Annotated in this window: 22 protein-coding genes; 13 read left to right on the plus strand and 9 right to left on the minus strand. The window is 68.4% G+C overall.

Features of this window, described 5'->3' with window-relative positions:
* Window positions 1-31 precede the first annotated feature (31 nt).
* The 5 genes from dapE (at window position 32) to ACRC20_RS01605 (ending at window position 3,373) form a co-directional block, all read left to right on the plus strand.
* Window positions 32-1,126, plus strand: coding sequence for a succinyl-diaminopimelate desuccinylase (gene dapE / locus ACRC20_RS01585; RefSeq protein ID WP_438684565.1), 1,095 nt, complete (start codon window positions 32-34; stop codon window positions 1,124-1,126).
* A 33-nt stretch (window positions 1,127-1,159) separates the two neighbouring features.
* Window positions 1,160-2,077: a glucosyl-3-phosphoglycerate synthase gene (locus ACRC20_RS01590; RefSeq protein WP_438684566.1), complete on the plus strand. Its 918-nt coding sequence runs from the start codon at window positions 1,160-1,162 to the stop codon at window positions 2,075-2,077.
* 34 nt (window positions 2,078-2,111) lie between these two features.
* The gene (locus tag ACRC20_RS01595; RefSeq protein ID WP_438684567.1) at window positions 2,112-2,429 is read left to right on the plus strand and encodes a DivIVA domain-containing protein; all 318 of its coding nucleotides are present in this window, start codon (window positions 2,112-2,114) and stop codon (window positions 2,427-2,429) included.
* A gap of 73 nt (window positions 2,430-2,502) precedes the next feature.
* Window positions 2,503-3,105 (plus strand): DNA-3-methyladenine glycosylase I, encoded by a 603-nt coding sequence (locus ACRC20_RS01600; RefSeq protein ID WP_438684568.1) that lies wholly within the window; start codon window positions 2,503-2,505, stop codon window positions 3,103-3,105.
* A gap of 85 nt (window positions 3,106-3,190) precedes the next feature.
* Window positions 3,191-3,373, plus strand: coding sequence for a DUF3117 domain-containing protein (locus ACRC20_RS01605; RefSeq protein ID WP_438684569.1), 183 nt, complete (start codon window positions 3,191-3,193; stop codon window positions 3,371-3,373).
* A 22-nt stretch (window positions 3,374-3,395) separates the two neighbouring features.
* On the opposite strand, the gene glgA is transcribed toward ACRC20_RS01605, so the two are convergent.
* A complete protein-coding gene (glgA, locus tag ACRC20_RS01610) occupies window positions 3,396-4,553 on the minus strand; it encodes a glycogen synthase (protein ID WP_438684570.1) in 1,158 nt (385 codons plus the stop codon).
* A 283-nt stretch (window positions 4,554-4,836) separates the two neighbouring features.
* Between glgA and glgC the strand changes: the two genes are divergently transcribed.
* Window positions 4,837-6,051, plus strand: coding sequence for a glucose-1-phosphate adenylyltransferase (gene glgC / locus ACRC20_RS01615; RefSeq protein ID WP_438684571.1), 1,215 nt, complete (start codon window positions 4,837-4,839; stop codon window positions 6,049-6,051).
* A 21-nt stretch (window positions 6,052-6,072) separates the two neighbouring features.
* On the opposite strand, the gene ACRC20_RS01620 is transcribed toward glgC, so the two are convergent.
* A complete protein-coding gene (locus tag ACRC20_RS01620; protein WP_438684572.1) occupies window positions 6,073-6,903 on the minus strand; it encodes a PhzF family phenazine biosynthesis protein in 831 nt (276 codons plus the stop codon).
* Between the two features lie 97 nt (window positions 6,904-7,000).
* Between ACRC20_RS01620 and ACRC20_RS01625 the strand changes: the two genes are divergently transcribed.
* On the plus strand, window positions 7,001-8,044 hold the full coding sequence (locus ACRC20_RS01625; RefSeq protein ID WP_438684573.1) for a zinc-binding metallopeptidase family protein: 1,044 nt from the start codon (window positions 7,001-7,003) through the stop codon (window positions 8,042-8,044).
* A 10-nt stretch (window positions 8,045-8,054) separates the two neighbouring features.
* Here ACRC20_RS01625 and ACRC20_RS01630 read toward each other — a convergent pair whose 3' ends face one another.
* The gene (locus ACRC20_RS01630) at window positions 8,055-8,489 is read right to left on the minus strand and encodes a hypothetical protein (RefSeq protein WP_438684574.1); all 435 of its coding nucleotides are present in this window, start codon (window positions 8,487-8,489) and stop codon (window positions 8,055-8,057) included.
* Window positions 8,490-8,643: 154 nt separating this feature from the next.
* On the opposite strand from ACRC20_RS01630, the gene ACRC20_RS01635 reads away from it, so the two are divergent.
* Both ACRC20_RS01635 and dop read left to right on the plus strand, forming a co-directional pair.
* Entirely contained in the window at window positions 8,644-9,147 is a 504-nt protein-coding gene (locus tag ACRC20_RS01635; RefSeq protein WP_438684575.1) for a hypothetical protein, read from the plus strand.
* Between the two features lie 25 nt (window positions 9,148-9,172).
* Window positions 9,173-10,669 (plus strand): depupylase/deamidase Dop, encoded by a 1,497-nt coding sequence (gene dop / locus ACRC20_RS01640; RefSeq protein WP_438684576.1) that lies wholly within the window; start codon window positions 9,173-9,175, stop codon window positions 10,667-10,669.
* On the opposite strand, the gene ACRC20_RS01645 is transcribed toward dop, so the two are convergent.
* Window positions 10,659-10,895 (minus strand): hypothetical protein, encoded by a 237-nt coding sequence (locus tag ACRC20_RS01645; protein WP_438684577.1) that lies wholly within the window; start codon window positions 10,893-10,895, stop codon window positions 10,659-10,661. The genes dop and ACRC20_RS01645 overlap by 11 nt on opposite strands.
* Before the next feature lie 108 nt (window positions 10,896-11,003).
* Here ACRC20_RS01645 and ACRC20_RS01650 point away from each other — a divergent pair, with 108 nt between their 5' ends.
* The 4 genes from ACRC20_RS01650 (at window position 11,004) to pafA (ending at window position 14,614) form a co-directional block, all read left to right on the plus strand.
* Entirely contained in the window at window positions 11,004-11,201 is a 198-nt protein-coding gene (locus ACRC20_RS01650; protein WP_438684578.1) for a ubiquitin-like protein Pup, read from the plus strand.
* Complete coding sequence (gene prcB / locus ACRC20_RS01655; protein ID WP_438684579.1) at window positions 11,198-12,037, plus strand: proteasome subunit beta; 840 nt, start codon at window positions 11,198-11,200, stop codon at window positions 12,035-12,037. Before ACRC20_RS01650 ends, prcB begins: the two co-directional genes overlap by 4 nt.
* A 156-nt stretch (window positions 12,038-12,193) precedes the next feature.
* Window positions 12,194-12,997 carry a proteasome subunit alpha gene (gene prcA / locus ACRC20_RS01660; RefSeq protein ID WP_438684580.1) on the plus strand — a complete coding sequence of 268 codons (804 nt, stop codon included), beginning with the start codon at window positions 12,194-12,196 and terminating at the stop codon, window positions 12,995-12,997.
* A 213-nt stretch (window positions 12,998-13,210) separates the two neighbouring features.
* Window positions 13,211-14,614: a Pup--protein ligase gene (pafA, locus tag ACRC20_RS01665; RefSeq protein WP_438684581.1), complete on the plus strand. Its 1,404-nt coding sequence runs from the start codon at window positions 13,211-13,213 to the stop codon at window positions 14,612-14,614.
* A gap of 18 nt (window positions 14,615-14,632) precedes the next feature.
* Here the strand turns inward: pafA and ACRC20_RS01670 are convergent, their stop codons facing one another.
* From ACRC20_RS01670 to ACRC20_RS01690, 5 genes are all read right to left on the minus strand, one after another.
* Entirely contained in the window at window positions 14,633-15,070 is a 438-nt protein-coding gene (locus ACRC20_RS01670; protein WP_438684582.1) for a MarR family winged helix-turn-helix transcriptional regulator, read from the minus strand.
* Window positions 15,071-15,138: 68 nt separating this feature from the next.
* Window positions 15,139-15,705, minus strand: coding sequence for a hypothetical protein (locus tag ACRC20_RS01675; RefSeq protein WP_438684583.1), 567 nt, complete (start codon window positions 15,703-15,705; stop codon window positions 15,139-15,141).
* A 16-nt stretch (window positions 15,706-15,721) separates the two neighbouring features.
* A complete protein-coding gene (locus ACRC20_RS01680; RefSeq protein ID WP_438684584.1) occupies window positions 15,722-16,384 on the minus strand; it encodes an MspA family porin in 663 nt (220 codons plus the stop codon).
* A gap of 160 nt (window positions 16,385-16,544) precedes the next feature.
* Complete coding sequence (locus tag ACRC20_RS01685; RefSeq protein ID WP_438684585.1) at window positions 16,545-17,048, minus strand: hypothetical protein; 504 nt, start codon at window positions 17,046-17,048, stop codon at window positions 16,545-16,547.
* 528 nt (window positions 17,049-17,576) lie between these two features.
* Window positions 17,577-18,698, minus strand: a complete 1,122-nt coding sequence (locus tag ACRC20_RS01690; RefSeq protein WP_438684586.1) for an FAD-binding oxidoreductase — start codon at window positions 18,696-18,698, stop codon at window positions 17,577-17,579.
* Between the last annotated feature and the right edge of the window lie 132 nt (window positions 18,699-18,830).

An 18,830-nucleotide genomic window follows, 5' to 3' on the forward strand; every position in this document is an offset into this window, starting at 1 on the left:
GGGCGGCGACGGGTGCGGCTAGTCTGTGACGATGGCGTTGCGGCTGCATTCGGACCCGGTGGAACTCGCTCAGGCGTTGATCGACGTGCCGAGCGAGTCGGGCCAGGAGGCCGTTCTCGCCGACGCCGTCGAAGCGGCGCTGCGCGAGCAGACGACGGGCTTCGAGGTCGTCCGGCGGGGCAACTGCGTGCTGGCGAGGACCAACGCGGGCCGTGCGCGGCGGGTGCTGCTCGCGGGCCATCTGGACACCGTGCCGGCGGCTGGGAACCTGCCCGCCAGGCGGTTCGTCGACCCGGAGCACGGGCCTTCGCTCGCGGGCCTCGGCTCGGTGGACATGAAGTCGGGCTGCGCCGTCTTCCTCCACCTCGCGGCCACAGTCTCGGACCTCGGCCCCGACCTCACCCTGATCTTCTACGACAACGAGGAGGTCGCCTCCGACCTCAACGGCCTCGGCCATCTGGCCAGGGACGTGCCGGACTGGCTGGAAGCCGACGTCGCGATCTTGGGCGAGCCGACCGCCGGGCTCATCGAGGCGGGCTGCCAGGGCACATTGCGGGCGCGGCTGACCACCTCGGGCAGGCGGGCGCACTCCGCGCGGTCCTGGCTGGGCGACGACGCGATCCACCGGCTTTCCCCGATCCTCGCGGTCCTCTCCGAGCATCGGGCGCGCGAGGTGGACATCGACGGCTGCCGCTACCGGGAGGGTTTGTCCGCGACCCGGATCGGCGGCGGGGTGGCGGGCAACGTCATCCCCGACGAGGCCTGGGTCGAGGTGAACTTCCGCTTCGCCCCCGACCGTGGGGCCGACGAGGCCGTCGCGTATGTGCGGGGGCTCTTCGAGCATCTGCCGCAGACCCGGTTCGAGGTGGTCGACTCGGCGCCCGGGGCGCTCCCCGGCCTCGCGCAACCTGCGGCGGCGGAGCTCGTCGCGGCAGCCTCGGGCAAATTCCGCGCCAAATACGGCTGGACGGACGTGTCGCGGTTCGCCGCGCTCGGGATCCCCGCGGTGAACTTCGGGCCTGGCGATCCGAATCTCGCCCACACCAGGGAGGAATGGGCGCCGGAGAGCCAGATCCGCGAGGTGGCCGATGTGCTGGCCCGGTATTTGGCGGCCCCCGCTCTTTGACAGTGCCGATATTCCACGAAGGAAGGTGCCAGCATGGCCGATGAGACCGAACAGCGCGAAACCGTGCCGACCTACGCCGACCCGGACTGGAGCCTCGACGAGCTGGTCGCCGCGAAAGGCGGACGGCGCGTGGCGGCCGTGCTGCCCGCCCTCAACGAGGAAGAGACTGTCGGCCATGTGATCGCGAGCCTCGACTGGCTGCGCGGGAAGCTCTTGGACGACGTGCTCGTGGTCGACGGCGGCTCCGAGGACGAGACGGTCGCGGCGGCAAGGGCGGCGGGCACCCGAGTGGTCAGCACTGTCGAGGCGTTGCCGGGCGTGCCCTTGGCAGGAGGGAAGGGCGAGGCACTATGGCGCTCGCTCGGCGTGGTGGACAGCGATTTCGTGGTCTTCATCGACACCGACCTCATCGATCCGGACCCGACGTTCGCCTCGAAGCTCCTGGGGCCGCTGCTGACCGAGAGCTCCGTCCACCTGGTCAAGGGCTACTACCGCAGGCCGCTCGGCAGCGTCGACCCCTCCGGCGGCGGCAGGGTCACCGAGCTGGTGGCCCGTCCGATGCTCGCGGCGCTGCGCCCCGGCCTGCGCACGCTCCTCCAACCGCTGGCTGGGGAGTACGCGGCGCGGACCGCGACGCTGCGCTCCTTGGAGTTCGCCCCCGGCTACGGCGTGGAGATCGGCATGGTCCTCGACGTGTACGACCGGTTCGGCGCGCAGGGGCTGGCGCAGGTGAACCTCGGCTCTCGCGCGCACCGCAACCAGCCGCTGACCGAGCTCGCGGCGATGAGCAGGCAGATCATCCACACCATGCTGACCCGAAGCGGGATGGCCGATTCGCAGGAGCCGCTCTTGGTGGCGCAGCCCGGCCCGTCGGGCCTGGAGCTCGTGTCGCGCCAGCTGCGGCTCGAGGGGCATCCGCCGATGGACGAGGTGCTCCCGGCGAAGTCCTGACGCTTTTGTCAGGGCGTCGTGACATCATTGCTGTGTGGTACTAGTCCTCGAATACATGCTGGTCGCGGTTCTCGTGGGAGCCGGGCTGTTCGGGCTCTCGATCTTCGTCTTCGGCCGGGGCGAGGAGCTCGGGCCGCTGCCGAAGCAGGCGAGCCCGACCAAACTCCCGGAATACGGAGCGAGCGGCGCGGACGTCCGCGCGCTCAAGTTCCAAGTGCGGCTGCGCGGGTACGACATGCGCGAGGTGGACTGGGCCCTCGCGAGGCTGGCCGAGGAGCTGGACTCGCTTCGGGCCAAGGCAGGCGAGTTCGAGCCTGCTCGGCAAGAGGAACTGGAAACCGCAGATGAGTGATGCGGTGGATATTTCCCAGGATGCCAGACGGAGGAGATCCAAGGCGGAAGGATCCGACGTGTACGGAGGCGGTGTGGGTACACGAGGGTCCGACAACGCAGGAGATCCCCGTCTGGCGCCTGGGAAACGATGCGCGTGGGCGGAGTCGCCAAAGGACCTGGCCGTCCGCGAGCTCTACGTGCGGTACCACGACGAGGAGTGGGGCAAAGCGGTCAGGAGCGGCAACGGCCTGTACGAGCGGTTTTGCCTTGAGGCCTTCCAGGCCGGGCTCTCCTGGATCACCGTCTTGCGCAAGCGAGAGGCGTTCCGCGCCGCGTTCGCAGGCTTCGACCCGTCTGCCGTCGCCGCTTTCGACGACCAGGACGTGGAGCGCCTCATGGCCGACGCTGGCATCATCCGCAGCCGCCCCAAGATCCTCGCCGCGATCAAAGCCGCCAATTTGGTGCAGGACATCGGCGAGGACGAGTTCGCGAGCTTGCTCTGGTCCTTCGCCCCCGGGCCGAGGCCGCGCCCGGTTCGGCTCGAAGACGTCCCAGCGCAGACCCCGGAGTCCACAGCTATGGCAAAAGAGCTGCGTAGACGCGGTTTTTCTTTCTGCGGGCCGACGACGTGCTACGCGATGATGCAGGCCACTGGCATGGTGGACGACCACCTGGTTTCCTGCTGGGTGGCTTAGCGTGGGAGAATAGTGAAGCATTTGTTCACGAGTTAATAGCCTTGTCGACAGCGCTAGGCGGCGCTGGCGTGATTTGGAGGAACCGATGGCGGCACTCAAGCCACGTACCGGTGACGGCCCGCTCGAAGTAGCGAAAGAGGGACGCGGGATCATTTTGCGGATGCCGGTGGACGGTGGGGGTCGTCTTGTGGTGGAGCTTTCCGTGGAAGAAGCGACCGCGCTTTCCGAAGCCCTGGCGGGCGTCCCGCTTGGAGCGGTCAAAAAGTAGTCCCAGGCGGCGAGCGACTGGACTAGCGAGCCACGTGCTCGTAGATCTTCAGGGTGTCCGCCGCCACCTTGGTCCAGGAGAACTCGCGCACCGCTCTGGCCCGTCCTGCGAGGCCCATCCGCGTGGCGAGGCCCGCGTCGGTGACCAAAGCGTTCACCGCGTCGGCGAGCCCGTGCTCGAAGCCTTTCGGGTCGGCCGCCTCGTACGGGACGAGCAAGCCTGTCTCGCCGTGCTCGACGACCTCGGGAATGCCGCCGACCGCCGAGGCGACCACGGCGGTCGAGGTCGCCATCGCCTCAAGGTTGACGATGCCGAGCGGCTCGTAGATGGAGGGGCAGACGAACACGGCAGCAGCCGAGACGAGCTGGCGGATCTTCTCGGCAGAGAGCATGTCTTGCACCCAGCGGACGCCGTGCCGCGCGGCTTCGAGCTCGGCGACGGCGGCGCGGGTCTGGGCGGCGATCTCCGGGGTGTCCGGCGCGCCCGCGCACAAGAGGAGCTGGGCTTCGGGCACAAAACGATGGGCTGCCGCGATGAGGTGGTTCAACCCTTTCTGATGGGTGATCCGCCCGACGAAGGCGACAATCGGACGCTCGGGGTCCAGCCCCAGCTCCTCGACTGCGGCCTCGGCGTTCGGGTCGCTGTACCAGGCGCTCACATCGATCCCGTTGCGCACAACGTGCACGCGGGCCGGGTCGATGAGCGGGTAGGTCGCGAGCACGTCGGTGGCCATCGCCTGGCTCACGGCGATGACGGCGGCAGCCGAGGGCAGCGCCGTCGCCTCTGCCCAGCTGGAGACGCGGTAGCCGCCGCCGAGCTGCTCGGCCTTCCACGGGCGCAAGGGCTCAAGCGAGTGCGAGGTCACCACGTGGGGCACGTCGTGCAGAAGGCTTGCCAGATGGCCTGCGATATTGGCGTACCAGGTGTGCGAGTGGACCACGTCGACCCCGACCGCAGCAGCGGTGATCCGCAGGTCGGCGGAGAGGGTCCGCAGCGCGGCGTTGGCGCCCGCGAGGGCTTCGTCCGGCTGGTGCGCGATCGCGCCGGGCCGCGCCGCGCCGATACAATGCACGTCGACTTCGCAGAGTTCGCGCAGGTTGGCCACCAATTCTGTGACGTGCACGCCAGCTCCGCCGTACACCTCTGGTGGGTACTCTCGCGTCAGCATCGCCACGTGCATACCGGCCACGTTAGCACCGCGTTTTCGTCGGGACGCGAGCCGATCTGGGGGAGTTGCCGCGAGAGCGCCAGGGCAGTGCTGGTCTGGTCGCTCCGGCCTCGTTCCTCGCCCTGCGCTCCGGGCCTCGCGTCAGCGTCGCCACGTGCATGCCGGCCACGTTTTCAGCCGCGTTTTTCGCGGGATGCGAGCCGATCTGGGGGGAGTCTGCGCGGCACAGGAATCCCACAACGAGTCTTCTGGCACTCGTCTCCCCAAAAAAGGTTCGAGGAGGTAGGTTGAACTTGTGAGGACTCAACCCCATGTGCTCGGCATTGTGCTCGCAGGCGGCGAAGGCAAGCGCCTCTACCCGCTCACGGCGGACAGGGCGAAACCCGCTGTTCCGTTCGGCGGAGCGTACCGGCTGATCGATTTCGTCCTGTCGAACCTGGTCAACGCGGGATTTTTGAAGATCTGCGTGCTCACACAGTACAAATCGCACTCGTTGGACCGGCACATCTCGCAGAACTGGCGGCTCTCCGGCATCTCCGGCGAGTACATCACCCCGGTGCCCGCGCAGCAACGTGTCGGCAAGCGCTGGTACACCGGCAGCGCGGACGCGATCTTCCAGTCGCTGAACCTCGTCTACGACGAAGACCCGGAGTACATCGTGGTCTTCGGCGCCGACCACGTGTACCGGATGGACCCGGAGCAGATGGTCGCCCGGCATATCGAGTCCAAGGCCGGGGTCACCGTCGCGGGCATCCGCGTGCCGCGTTTGGAGGCGAAGGCCTTCGGCGTGATCGAAGCCGACAGCGAGGGCAAGATCACGAGCTTCCTGGAGAAGCCCTCGGACCCGCCGGGCATCCCCGGCGCGCCGGAATACGCCTACGCGTCCATGGGCAACTACGTGTTCACGACCAAGACGCTTGTCGAGGCGCTGCGGGCAGACGCCGAAGACCCCAGCTCCGACCACGACATGGGCGGCAACATCATTCCCGCGCTCGTGTCGCAGGGCGAGGCCCAGGTGTACGACTTCACCGAGAACCACGTCCCCGGGGCCTCCGAGCGCGACCACGGGTACTGGCGGGACGTGGGGACGCTCGACTCCTACTACCAAGCCCACATGGACCTGGTGTCGGTGCACCCCGTCTTCAACCTGTACAACCGGCGTTGGCCGATCAACGGCGGCAACGACGCGCTGCCGCCCGCGAAGTTCATCAACGGCGGCATGGCGCTGGAGTCGATGGTCGGCGCGGGCAGCATCATCTCGTCCGCCGTCGTGAGCGGCTCTGTGGTGAGCAGCAACGTCATGGTGAGCGACGGCGCCTCGGTCGAGGGCAGCGTCCTGATGCCCGGCGTCCGGATCGGCGAAGGCGCGGTGGTCCGCAACGCGATCCTCGACAAGAACGTCGTCGTCGGCCCGGGGGAGCAGATCGGGGTCGACTTGGAGCGCGAGCGCGAACGTTTCACCGTGAGCGCCGAAGGGATTGTCGCTGTCGGCAAGGGCGTCTGGATCTAGCCACCGGGTCCAGACGGGGCCTTAGACCTCGATGAACCCGTCGAGATAGCGCCGGTAGTTCCCGGCGAGCACCGCATGGTCCCCGTCGACGGCGGCGGTCAACGCGCCGCCGCGCTCGGAGAGCTGACGGACTTCGAGCTGGTCTCTGCCGAGCCGTTTCGCCCAATACGGGACCAGGGCCGAGGTGACGGAGCCGGTGACAGGGTCTTCCGGGATGCCCCCGATCGGGTGGAAGAAACGCAGCACGAACCCCGCGCCGTCCTCTGCGGGCGCGGAGACGGACGCCCCGAACAGGCCGGTCGCGAGGAGCCCGGCGAAATCTGGGCGCACCTCGGCCACCTGGGCTGGGCTTTCGAGCACGAGGTGCACGCGGCGGAGCTCGTCGCCATAGGTCTCGAGCGCGGCGAAGCCGAGCGCGCGCTCCACATCGGCGTTCCTGGGCGCGGGAGCGAGCGGGGCGGAGGGGAAGCGCAGCGCGACGCGTCCCTCTTCGGCACGGGACACGGACAGCCATCCGGCTTTCGTCCGGAACTCGACCTGGTCCACGCCTGCGTGGCGCTCTTCGAGAAGGAGCGCTCCCGCCCCGAACGTGGCGTGGCCGCATCCGGGAGCCTCTGTCCCGCCGGGGTTGAACCAGCGCAGGTGGTAGGCGGGGGCCCCGGCCGGTCGCGCGTCGGCTCTGTCCTGGTCCGGTATCGCTGTGAAATAGCCGGTCATCGGCTGGGCGTTGGCGGCGGCGATCTTTCCGAGCAGCTCGTCCGGGAGCCATTCGGACAGCTCGACGACAGCGGCCGGATTGCCGCCGAACGGGCGGTCGGCGAACGCTTCGACGATGGTGAGGGGGAGTCGCATACGTCCAGTTCTAGCCCGGCGCGGCAGCCTCGTCTATAGCCAGTTCCCCGGAACTGGTGGTTTGTCCTCACGTTTGCGATGTGGCTAGTCTGGTCGTGTGCGCGACTTTGCATGTTCGAAATGCGGCCAACGTCTCTCTTTCGAGAACTCCCTCTGTTTGGGGTGCGAGAGCCAGCTCGGCTTCCTGTTCCCCCGGCGAGACCTCGTGGTCCTCACCCAGGGCGACAACAACGACGGCATCACCGTCGACGCGCGTGATTACAAGCTCTGCGCCAACCTGCACCTCGCCAGGTGCAACTGGCTCGTCGCGGTGGACGACGAGGACGGCCTGTGCGAGTCGTGCGCGTTGACGCGCACCCGCCCGAGCGACGACGACACCGAGGCGTTGGAGGCCTTCGCCGAGGCTGAGGACTCCAAGCGCAGGCTGATCGTGGAGCTCTCCGCGCTGGGGCTGCCGATTGTGAGCCGGGAGGTGGACACAGAGTCCGGCCTGGCCTTCGACCTCCTGTCCAGCCGGACGCAGAAGGTGCTCACCGGCCACGCGAACGGAGTGATCACCCTCGATCTCGCCGAGGGCGACGACGTGCACCGCGAGCAGATGCGCGTCGAGCTCGCGGAGCCGTACCGGACCCTCCTCGGCCACTTCCGCCACGAGATCGGCCACTACTACTTCTCGGTCCTCGTGGGGGCGGGGGAGCACCGGCTCGATTTCGAGAAGCTGTTCGGCGACCCCGACCTGGACTACCAGGCGGCGCTCGACCGGCATTACAACGAGGGCGCCCCGTCGGGCTGGGAGGACGAGTTCGTCTCCTCCTACGCGACGATGCACCCGGCCGAGGACTGGGCCGAGACGTTCGCGCACTACCTGCACATCCGCGACACCCTGGACACCGCGGCGGCGTTCGGGTTCGCCCCGGCCGGGGTCACGCTCGACAAGGCGCGGCCGGGCCGGGTCGGCTTCGACCAGCTCGTCGACGAGTGGCTGCCCCTGGTCTGGTCGCTCAACATGATCAACCGCTCGATGGGGCACACGGACTTGTACCCGTTCGTCCTCGCGCCGAAGGTGCTCGACAAGCTGGCCTTCGTGCACCAGTTGGTGACCTCCCAGCAGCAGGCCGAGGCGGGAGTCGCGGCGGGCTGATCCGAGCCGGTCAGCCGCCGATGCCGAGGCCGCAGGCCCCGTTCGCGGTGTGCACCGCCGCGTTGTAGGCGTCGACAGTCGCGATCAACTCGGCGAAGGCGGCCTTGCGCGAGATTTTCAGGCCGAGGTCCTTGGCCGTGGTGCTGTAGTGGCGGAGCGCGTTCTGCGCGGGCCCCGGCTCGGCGTCGGCGAGTTTGTTCTCCACGTCCCGGCCCGCCTGGGAGAGGCCGGACGACGCCTTTTGGATCGCGTCGGACATGCCGGAGTCCTCGTAGCTCCACCCCTCTTTGCGGGCGAAGCCGAGGAAGGGGACGAGGTCGGTGTTGACCAGAGCGGTCGCTTGTGAGAACGCGGCGCAGGCGGCCTCGGTGTCCGCGGAAGCAGGCGCGGCAGGCACGGCGCAAGCAAGCGGGAGCGCGAGGAGGAGCCTCCATTGCTTCCACATTGCCGTGTCTCTCTTCCGTCGCTCGACTGCTTCGATGTCCTCCTCAGACAAACATCAAGAATACGGACTCACCGGGGTGTCCGCCGTCGAAATGGAGGTTTTTGGACGATACTCACAGCAACTCCCCAGTTGTGCGAGTGAACGGAGATACCTGGTGGCTGGACACGGTGCTGCATGGCGGACTGCCTTGGTCGCGGCCGCCGGTTTCGCGATGGCCTGCGCGGTCCCCGCGGCGGCGGAGCCCGCCCCGGATGACCCGCCCGCCCCGCCCGCGCCGCAGGCTCCCGCCGAGCCGTGGGCGGATTCCTGCAGCCTGTTCCAAGAGGCCGTCGGCGCCGTCGGGGGCACGCTCGGCCCGCTGCGGGCTTTGCCGCCGGGCGCCGCGTGGAACTACGACGACTCAGCCGTCGCGCACGCCGTGGACATCGCGGAGGGCGGCCTCTCGTTGGCGAGGGGGAAGGCGACGGCAGCGGCAGGCGCGGCGAGCGCGACGCCGCAGCTGCGCACGCTGCTCGACAACTACGGCTACGGCGTCGATTACCTGCTGAAGTCTCTCTCGACGCGCAAGGACTCCGCCGTCGTCCAGGTCTACCTCGGCGGATACGACAAGGCAGTCCAGGAAGCCTCGACTTTTTGCGCGCCGCCCCCGCCCGCCTGACGCCGAGCAGGTAGAGTGGGGCCTCGTGCGTCGCATCATGGGTACCGAGATCGAATACGGAATTTCGGCGCCGAACGACCCCAATACCAACCCCATCGCGACCTCGACGCAGGCGGTCCTCGCCTACGCGGCCGCTGAGGGGCTGCCCTCGCGCCGTCCCCGCTGGGACTACGAGGTCGAATCTCCGTTGCGCGACGCCAGAGGCTTCGACCTCGGCAGGCCCACGTCCGTGCTGCCGATCTTCGACGAAGAAGAAGTCGGGGCCGCGAACATGATCCTCACCAACGGCGCGCGGCTCTACGTCGACCACGCCCACCCCGAGTACTCCACGCCGGAAGTGACCGACCCGCTCGACATCGTGCTGTGGGACAAGGCCGGGGAGCGCGTCATGGAGACCGCCGCCCGGCATGTCGCGAGCGTGCCCGGCGCGCCGGTCCTGCGGCTGTACAAGAACAACGTCGACGGCAAGGGCGCCTCCTACGGCAGCCACGAGAACTACCTCATGAGCCGCAGCACCCCCTTCGCCGCCATCGTGGACGGGCTCACCCCGTTCTTCGTCTCGCGCCAAGTGATCTGCGGGCTGGGCCGGGTGGGGCTCGGCCAGAACGGCGACGAGGCCGGTTTCCAGCTCGCCCAGCGCTCGGACTACATCGAGGTCGAGGTGGGCCTTGAGACCACGCTCAAGCGCGGGATCATCAACACCCGCGACGAGCCGCACGCGGACGCGGACAAGTACCGCCGCCTGCACGTCATCATCGGCGACGCGAACCTCGCCGAGACCGCCACGTACCTCAAGGTCGGCACGACCGCGCTCGTGCTGGACCTGATCGAGGCGGGCGTCGACTTCTCCGACCTCAAACTGCACCGGCCGGTGCAAGCGGTGCGGACGATCAGCCGCGACCCGTCCCTCCGTGCCGTCGTGGCGCTGGCAGACGGGCGCGAGCTCACCGGCCTCGCGCTGCAGCGGGCGTACCTCGACCGGATCGTCGCCTTCCGCGAGCGGCACGGGGAGCCGGACGAGCGCGCCGACGACGTGGTCAAAGTCTGGGCCGAAGTCTTGGACCTCCTCGAACGCGACCCCATGCTGTGCGCCGACCGGCTGGACTGGCCCGCGAAGCTGCGGCTGCTCGAAGGGTTCAAAGAGCGCGAGGGGCTCGCGTGGGCTTCGCCCCGGCTCCAGCTCGTCGACCTGCAGTACTCCGACGTCCGCCTGGACAAAGGCCTGTACAACCGGCTCGTCTCTCGCGGCTCGATGCGCCGTCTGGTGAGCGAGGCGGATGTGTTGGCCGCGATGCGCAACCCGCCGACGAACACGAGGGCGTACTTCCGCGGCGAATGCCTGCGCAAATTCGGCCCGCAGGTCGCGGCGGCGAGCTGGGACTCGGTGATCTTCGACATCGGAGCCGAGTCGCTGGTCCGCATCCCGACCTTGGAGCCGCTGCGCGGCAGCAAGGCCCATGTCGGCGAGCTGTTGGACTCGGTGCAGTCCGCCGCCGAGCTGGTGGACAAGCTCACCAGCTGACGGGGTCGTTCAGGCGGCTTTGTCCGGACTGCGGCCGCTTCGTCCATTCGGCGGGGGGGACGCGATCGCTTGCCACAAGCTCGGGCCGGTGCGCGCCGGACATGTCGACCGGCGGGCAGCAGGGCAGGGGATCGGCTTGGGCAATGCTTGCCGCCAGGCCGTTCGCCAGAATCGCGACGACTGCTGCGGCGGCCATGCGACGCAGCGCTCCCCCTTCCTGCGACACGATAACAGAGGCCTTATCTGGCACGGATCCGGCGAGGCCATGGCGCGACGCACAGGAATCTTCGCTAGTGTTGAGGTCAGCACAACACAAAACACCTAGGAGGCGGCAATGGCCCAGGAGCATGTGACTCGCACCGGTGGCGGCGACGAGGACGACGAGCTCGCCCAGTCGGGCTCGGGCGGCGGCCAGGAGCGCCTGGAGAAGGCGATCGAGGACACCGACGACCTCCTTGACGACATCGACGGCGTGCTTGAGGAAAATGCCGAAGACTTCGTCCGCGCCTACGTGCAAAAGGGCGGGCAGTGAGCAGGCGACTTCCTGAGCCCGGAGCCTTCCCCGTGTTCTCCCAGCCGCAGCTCTCCTCGTCGTTCACCGAGCATTTGCGGGCCAACGCCCCGCATTTGCTCCCGTTCCGCGAGGACCGGGGCATGGAGTTGCCGGTGGCCGGAACGGGCAGCCTGCCGCACGGGACGACCATCGTCGCGCTCACTTATGCGGACGGCGTGCTGATCGCAGGCGACCGCAGGGCCACGTCGGGCAATTTGATCTCGCACGACGAGATGCAGAAGGTGTACCTCACCGACGACTACAGCGCGACGGGCATCGCGGGGACGGTCGCCATCGCTTTCGAGCTGGTGCGGCTGTTCGCGGTGGAGTTGGAGCACTACGAGAAGGTCGAGGGCATTGCCCTCACGTTCTCCGGCAAGGCGAACCGGCTGGCCTCGATGGTGCGGGGGAATCTGGAGGCGGCGATGCAGGGCCTCGCCGCAGTGCCGTTGCTGGTCGGCCTCGACCCGGACGACCCAGAGGCGAAGGGCCGGATCGTGTCCTACGACGCCGCTGGCGGGCGTTTCGAGGAGAAGTCCGGCTACCACGCCATCGGCTCCGGCGGGCTTTTCGCCCGCTCCACGCTCAAACGGCTGCACAACCCGCAGGCCGATCGCGCCACGGCGCTGCGCGCCGCCGTGGAGGCACTGGCCGACGCGGGCGAGTCGGACTCGGCGACTGCCGGGCCGAACTTCGTGACACGGATATGGCCGACTGCGATCCGGGTCGAGGCTTCGGGCGGCGAAGAGGTGCCGGAGGCCGAGATCGAGGAGATCGCAGAAGCGGTGCTCGAGGCGAGGAGGGGCCAGGCGTGACGTTTCCTTTTTATGCTCCCGCGCCCGCCGGCATGGAGGCACAACACAGCTTTCGGAACTGCGGGAGGATTGAGCAGTGACGTTTCCTTTTTATGCTCCCGCGCCCGCCGGCATGGAGGCACAACACAGCTTTCGGAACTGCGGGAGGATTGAGCAGTGACGTTTCCTTTTTATGCTCCCGCAGAACAGATCATGCGGGACCGGGCGGAGCTCGCCCGCAAAGGCATCGGGCGGGGCCGCTCCGTCATCGTGCTCGCATACGCGGGCGGCGTGCTGCTGGTCGCGGAGAACCCGTCTTCGACGCTGCGCAAGATCTCCGAGCTCTACGACCGGATCGGCTTCGCGGCGGTCGGGAAGTACAGCGAGTTCGAGCAGCTGCGCCGGGCGGGCATCCGCCTGGCCGACACGCAGGGCTACCAGTTCGACCGCCGCGATGTGACCGGGCGTTCCCTGGCGAACGCCTACGCCCAGGCGCTCGCGGGCGCGTTCACCGACCAGCCCAAGCCGTTCGAGGTGGAGCTGGCGGTCGCGGAGGTCGGTTTCCCTGGCTCAACGGGGCGCTCGCAGCTGTACCGGATCAGCTACGACGGGTCGATCAACGACGAGCGCGAGTTCATCGTGATGGGCGGCACCGCGGACGCGATCTCCGCAGCCTTGAAGGAGAGCTACGTGCCGGACTCCGAGCTGCGCGAGGCCTTGCGCGTCGCGGTGGACGCGCTGCGCCAGCCCCCTCCGAGCACGGGAGCGGGGAGCGGCAAGACTCCCGAGCCGCGCGAGCTGGGGCCTGCGGACTTCGAGGTCGCGGTCTTGGAGCGGGCTCGTCCGCGACGCGCGTTCCGGCGGTTGGGCCAGGCGGCGTTGGCGGAGTTGCTCCCGCCTGCGGCAGAGCCTCGGGCGGAAGCATCGGAGCAGCCCGAGCAGCAGGAACCTGAGCAGCAGGAACCAGAGCAGCAAGGGTGAACTGGCCTTATGCGTCGCCGACGGTGCTTCTTGGGACACTCCGGGTCTCGTGCCTCGGCCCTGCGCGTCCGGGTGATCCGGCTTTCTGCCAAAGGTAGGTAAACTAACCATATGCGTCGCCGACGGTGCTTCTCGGGACACTCCGGGTCTCGTGCCTCGGCCCTGCGCGTCCGGGTGATCCGGCTTTCTGCCAAAGGTAGGTAAACTAACCATATGCGTCGCCGGATCATGGGCATTGAAACCGAATACGGGGTCACCTGTATGTTCAAGGGCCATCGGCGCCTCAGCCCGGACGAGGTGGCCCGCTACCTGTTCCGCAAAGTGGTCTGCTGGGGCCGCAGCTCGAACGTGTTCCTGCCGAACGGCTCCCGGCTGTACCTCGACGTCGGGTCGCACCCCGAGTACGCGACCGCCGAATGCGACAGCCTGCGCCAGCTCGTCGCCCACGACCGGGCCGGGGAGCGGATCCTCGAGGGCCTGCTGCTCGAAGCGGAGGCCTCCCTCGCGGAAGAGGGCATCGGCGGCGACGTGTACCTGTTCAAGAACAACACCGACTCGACCGGCAACTCCTACGGCTGCCACGAGAACTACCTCGTGGTGCGGGCGGGCGAGTTCTCCCGCGTCTCCGACGTGCTCCTGCCGTTCCTGGTGACCCGGCAGCTGATCTGCGGCGCGGGCAAGGTGCTCTCCACGCCGAAAGAGGCGAGGTACTGCCTCTCGCAGCGGGCCGAGCACATCTGGGAGGGCGTCTCCTCGGCGACGACTCGGTCGCGTCCGATCATCAACACCCGCGACGAGCCGCACGCCGACGCGGAGCTCTACCGGCGCCTGCACGTCATCGTCGGCGACTCGAACATGGCCGAGCCGACGACCTTGCTCAAGGTCGGCTCCACCGCGCTGATCTTGGAGATGATCGAGGCGGGGGTCGCGTTCCGGGACTACGCGCTCGACAACCCGATCCGCGCGATCCGGGAAGTCAGCCACGACACGACCGGCAGCCGCCAGGTGCGCCTGGTCGGCGGCAGGCACGCGTCCGCGTTGGAGATCCAGCGCGAGTACCACGGCAAGGCGGTGGAGTACCTGGCCTCGACCGAGCCGTCCACCGAGCTCTCGTCCGTGGTGGACCTCTGGGGCCGGGTGCTCGACGCGGTGGAGTCCCAGGACTTCGCCAAGGTGGACACCGAGATCGACTGGATCATCAAGCGCAAGCTGTTCCAGCGCTACGAGGAGAAGTACGGCTTCGACCTCACCCACCCGAAGATCGCGCAGCTCGACCTCGCCTACCACGACATCAAGCGCGGGCGCGGGGTGTTCGACATCCTGCGCAAGCGCGGGCTGGTGTCCACGATCGTGGACGAGGACGAGATCGAGTCGGCCAAAGACGTCGCGCCGCAGACCACGCGGGCGCGGTTGCGCGGCGATTTCATCACCGCCGCGACCGAGGCCGGTCGGGATTTCACCGTGGACTGGGTGCATCTGAAGCTCAACGACCAGGCGCAGCGCACGGTGCTGTGCAAGGACCCGTTCAAAGCTGTGGACGAGCGGGTGGACCGGCTCATCGCCTCCTTGGGCAACAGCGGCACCAGTGGCAACGGCGGAGCCGTCGGGCTCAAGTAGCGGCCGCTCCGGCCTCGCTCACACGTCCGTTTGGGGGCAGGGGTCGATGGCGGCGGAGAGCAGCCGCTTGAGCTCGTGGCGCTCCTCCTTGCTCAACGCGCCGAGGATTTCGTCCTCGGCGGCCCAGACCTCAGGCAACGCCTCTTCGAGGAGCGCTTCGCCGCGCTTGGTCAGTCGGGCGGGGAGGGTCCGCCCCGCTGCGGCGGTCGCGGGGCGCGCCACGAGGTCTGCCTTCTCGAGGTCGTGCAGCACGGTGTTCATCGCCTGCCTGGTCACGAATGATTCCCTGGCGAGCTCCGCGTTGGACATCCCCGGATTCTGGCGCAGCATCTGCATACAGATGTATTGCGGCAGGGTGAGGCCGAGCGGACGGAGCTTGGCGCTCACATGGGTCCGGGTCGTCAGCATGGCCCGAGTCAGGAAATAGCCGATCGGGGCGTCTGCGGGTCGCGTCATCCTGACATCATGGTCGATGTCAGTTGTTCTGACAAATGGGTGAGGCGGCGCGGCGGCTTCGGCCTGGATCAGTTTCCCGAGGACGCGTCGTCGTCGGAGGCCGAGGGCGGGGAGTCCGGCCCCGAGTTCGCGGTGTTCGGCAGCGCGGTGGTCGAGGTGCTCCCCGGCTGGGCCGCCTCGGGGGTGATCGGTTTCTTCGGCGCTTTGCCGCTGGGGTCTTCCAAGCCGTTGGACACGGAGGTCCCCGGCAGGATGCCGCCCGCGGCGGGGGAGGTCGAGGCCGACTGCTGCGGCGCCGAGGGCCGCATGCCGGACACCGCGCCGCTCGGCCCGTACCGCTGCGGCTCGACGCCGAGATGGCTGCCGGGCAGGCCCGCTCCGGAGCCCGCCGGGTCCGCGTTCGTCATGGCCGCGATGCCCGCCGAGTCGACTGACCGGCGGGGGCGCACCCATTCGAACGTGCCTTGGAACGTGTAGTTGCCGGGGAGCGAGCCGATGTACCCAGGCGGGGAGTAGTACGGATCGGAGGGGACGGTGGGCGTGACGATGTTGTTCGCGGAGGCCGAGGGGGCGGCGATCATGGCGAGCGCCGCGAGCGCGGGCCCGGCGGCGAGCTGTGCGAGCTTCGAGGGCATGGTCGTGGTTCCTTCCTCAGATCTTGATGGGATCGCCGTAGATGGCGTACGAGGAGTGCGCGGCGTCTGTCGAGATGCGCAGGTACGCGTAGGAGCGGATCGTCACGTCGCCGCCGCAGGCGTCGGCCTTGATGTGCAGGTTCGTGATGTCCAGCATGGCTTTGCCCTTGTCGGACAGCGCCATGTTCGACATCGGCAGGTCGACGATCGCGCCGGGGGCGACGTCGGTCTGGATGTAGCCGGTCAGCCCGCCGCCGATGCTGCCGCTGCCCGAGACGCCGGGGGACGAGTTGATGTCCACCTCGCCGCCGAGCGAGCCGCCGCCGGTGGCCGCGCCGCCGATCTGCAGGCCGCTGGAGACGTCGGACTGGCAGCCGAGCTGGTAGCCCATGATGAAGAGGCTGTCGCTGATCGAGCTGGAGCCCGCGCTCACCGTCGCGGTCGCGGAGAGCGTGACGAAGGCCTCGCGGGAATTGGCGGCGGCGGCGAGGTTGGGAATGGCGTTGACCACCTCGTTGTCGGTGTCGATGTGGATATGCCATCCGTCGCGGGTGGTCTCGTCCATATTTTTGGAGGCCATCTTCACCGGGTCCGCGCTGGCGCTGGCCGCAGTGGCCGCGCCCAACGCCAACACGAGGCCGAGGGCCGAGAGGATCCGCTTGCGTGATGTCGCCATCAATCCGCCTTTCCAAGGACGCTCGGCCGTTCGCCGTTGATCGGCCGGAGCGTTGCCGTTTTGCGACCTCTAAGAGTAGAGCAAGCGGCTGAGGATTTCGAGATCTCTGCCAGAGAATTCATGCCGTTCGTGAAAACTGTTGCTGAGATTTGTGAACAGGGCGTTATTTCTTCCGAGGAGGCCGGTAGATCTCTTGGAAGGCGGCGAACCGGGCCGGGAAGTCCGCGCGCTTGGAGACCGCCTCCGCGTAGCGCCGCGCCCGTCCGTCCCGTTCCGCCTCGCGGACCTGGTCTCGGGCCGCCTGCTCGGCGGCCGCCCGTGCGCCGCGTTCCTCGTTCCGCCTGATGTCGTCCTCCATCTGCACCGCGAGGACGTCGGCCCGCAAAGGCATGGGCAGCTCGTCGATCATCTGCGTGGCTTTGCGCTCCGCGAGCAGCGCCACCGCGAAGCGGCTGGCATGTCCTTCGTCGGAGTTGAAAGCGAGGTCGACCATGCCCTCGAAATCCCATGGGGGAGTCGGGGCGATGTTCGACGGCAGTTCTGCGATGACGGCATGCGTCGCGATGTCGAGCATCGCGCGCAACGTGTTGCGGGCGACGTCCCGCCTGCGATCGCCCGCCGGGCCTTCTGGGATGAGGCCCGGCTCCCCGGAAGAGTGCTCGTGCATAGAGCGATGTTACGCGCTGGCTCGGGCCGCGCGTGAAGTTTGCCCTCCGCCCCGTTCCCCGTCTTCCTTTTTCAAAGTCGTATGCCCCGGATGTTCGGGCGGTGGACATGGCATCGGCCGTGGCTGCAGGACTTCTGTCTCTGCGGTCCACCGGGCTGCGTGTCCACCGCCCGTGGCGTAAAGCGATCAGTGACCAAGCGTGCTCATATCGGTCGTGGGGTTAAGCCTCGGCGGTTGACTCGTTCGACCTGGCCAATCCCGGCAGCGTCCCTCCGGGTTGCCGCTCGCCCCTAACCCGGAGGTCGCAGCTGGTCCTATCCTCGAGTTCCGCAGGCCCACGGCGCTTCTTGCCCTTGTCGCGGCGTGCTCCGCGTGGGTGCTGACTCTTCACGCAGGACGCTCGTTCCGGGGGTCGGTTCCTTCTCTTCCGGATCCGACTTTGCCTTTCGAGCTCCTACTTCCGTTGTAGTGCATGACCTAGATCACATCAAGTGGTTCCAGATGGTCGTTACCGATATGTGACACACCTCACGAAACGGGGTCGCGGCGGATTTTGCCGGGGGCCACCCCGCTCGACAGCAGGGCTTCGACGCAGGTCGCGGCCATCTCGGGCGGGCCGCTCACGAGGACGGCCTCGGAGCGGGCCGCGAACTCGACAGCCGTGCGCGCGAGCGTGGACCACGGCCCGGTTTCCAGCACGGGCAGCACGTTGAACCAGGAGTTCGCGCGGGCCAGGTCTCGCAAGCCGGACAAGTCGTACAGCTCGGCGCGCCCCCGGGCTCCGACGAGCATGGTGGTCCGGGGGTTCTCGCCGCGCAGGGCGAGGGCGAGGGCGATCGAGCGCAGCGGGGCGAGCCCGGTGTCGCCCGCCACCAGCAGCACGGCCTGGTCGGGCGGCACGTCTGCCACCCCGGCCCCGAGGCTGCCGTAGCCCGCGCCGAAGAGCCAGCGGTCTCCCGGCCGGGTGTGTTTGAGGACGGCGCCGCTGACCGTGCCGCCGGGGACCGCCCTGATGTGGAGTTCGAGCTCGCCGTTCTCGTTCGGCGGAACAGCCGGGGAGAAGTACCGCCAGTGTCCGGGGCATTGCGGGACGAGCGTCGCGAGGTACTGGCCGACGCGGAAGGGGGTCGGGCGCGCCTCGGGGTCGGCGAGCAGGCGGACGACGACCGTGGGGCCGGGATGGTCGATCCGCTCCACAACCTCCGCCGACCAGCTCTCGGGCGATTCGTCGCGGCCCGCCTCCTGCGCCATCACCTGGCAGACCAGGGCCGCCGCCCGCTCGGCGAACGCGTGGTCGCGGGGATCCGGGGCGGACGCGGCCAGCGCTTTGGCGAGCGCGGTCTGGGCGAGCAGGTAGTCCCGCTCGGCCAAGCGGTGCTTGCGGTGGTCGCGTCCGAGCTGTCCGAGCAGGTCGATGAGCGCGGGCGGGTCCGACCCTTCCGCGAAGGCCCCGAGGACGTGCTCGGCCATCTGGACGAACGCGGTCCGGTGCTCGCCGAGGCCGGACGGGAACTGCTCGACCAGCTCCGGCGCGGACCCGAACAGCTCCAGGTGGAACGATCGGACGAACACGGCGGGATCTCGCCGAACCGCTGCGAGCAGTCGGGCGGCCGCGCCCCGGGAGGAGCCGCCTTCGTCATTGCTCGACACGGAGCCTGTTCCTTTCCTCGATGGATCGGGACCAGTTTAGACTTGAGTGGAATAGACTCAACTATTGTGGTGTTGACCAATGCGACGGCGCGCAGACCCCGCGCGCCGCGATCTCGATCTGGCGCCCGTACG

Origin of the sequence: Segniliparus sp., from assembly GCF_051660745.1 — a bacterium.
Lineage (GTDB): Bacteria > Actinomycetota > Actinomycetes > Mycobacteriales > Mycobacteriaceae > Segniliparus.